The sequence below is a fragment of the Geminicoccus flavidas genome, assembly GCF_009806515.1.
Lineage (GTDB): Bacteria > Pseudomonadota > Alphaproteobacteria > Geminicoccales > Geminicoccaceae > Geminicoccus > Geminicoccus flavidus.
Genome location: NZ_WUJP01001066.1, coordinates 1 through 1,083 on the forward strand (window position 1 = coordinate 1; position 1,083 = coordinate 1,083).

General features: G+C 67.1%; 1 protein-coding gene. It reads right to left on the reverse strand.

What is annotated here, in order from left to right:
* The coding region (locus EQG76_RS30465; RefSeq protein WP_159718983.1) for an ATP-dependent metallopeptidase FtsH/Yme1/Tma family protein at window positions 1-930 on the reverse strand (930 nt) is incomplete at its 3' end.
* Between the last annotated feature and the right edge of the window lie 153 nt (window positions 931-1,083).

Here is a 1,083-nt window from a genome sequence, read left to right on the forward strand (position 1 = left end):
CGGGTCCAGGATCTCCGGCCGGTTGGTGGCACCCAGCAGGACCAGGCCGCTGCGGCTGTCGAACCCGTCCAGCTCGACCAGGAGCTGGTTCAGGGTCTGCTCCTTCTCGTCATGGCCGCCGGCCAACGGCCCGATCCCGCGCGCCCGACCCAGTGCGTCCAGCTCGTCGATGAAGATGATCGCCGGCGCCTTGGCCCGCGCCTGCTCGAACAGGTCGCGCACGCGCGCCGCTCCCACGCCCACGAACATCTCGACGAACTCCGAGCCGGAGATCGAGAAGAACGGCACCTTGGCCTCGCCGGCCACCGCCTTGGCCAGCATGGTCTTGCCGGTGCCGGGCGGACCCACCAGCAGCACGCCCTTGGGCATCCGCCCGCCCAGGCGGCCATATTCCTGCGGATCCTTCAGAAAGGCGACGATCTCCTTCAGCTCGTCCTTGGCCTCGTCCACCCCGGCGACATCGTCGAAGGTGACGCCCGTGTCGGTCTCGACATAGACCTTGGCCCGGCTCTTGCCGATCTGCATGAGCCCGCCGCCGATCCCACCGCCCATCCGCCGGAGCAGGTACATCCACAGGCCGAAGAACAGCAGCACCGGCAGGACCCAGGACAACAGGTCCGACAGGAAGTTGCTCTCGATCTGGCCGGTGAAGCGGACGTTGTGCTGCTGCAGCTCGCCGGCGAAGACCGGATCCACCCTGGTCGTGGTGAAGTAGCGATGGCCGCTAGGCAGAGGCTCCTTGAACTCGCCGCGGATGAAATTGTCGGAGATCGCGACCTCGGCGACTTTGCCCTCGCGGAGATACTGCTCGAACTCGCTGTAGAGGATCGGCGCGACCTGCTGGCTCGTGGTGTAAAGGTATTGGATGAACAGGATGCCGGCCAGCGCGGCGAGCCAGTACCAGAGGTTGAACTTGACGTCCTTGTTCATGAGCAGCGTTCCTCGCCTCGTCCGCCGCCTGCAGGCGGCTTCAGCCTGCCTGTAAAACTGGAGCGCCACCAGCCGGAGGGCAGGGGGCACGGGCTGGCCGGAACGGCGGCGCGCCGCTAGCCTTGGCCGGCCCGGGCCTCTCTGACCCGGTGT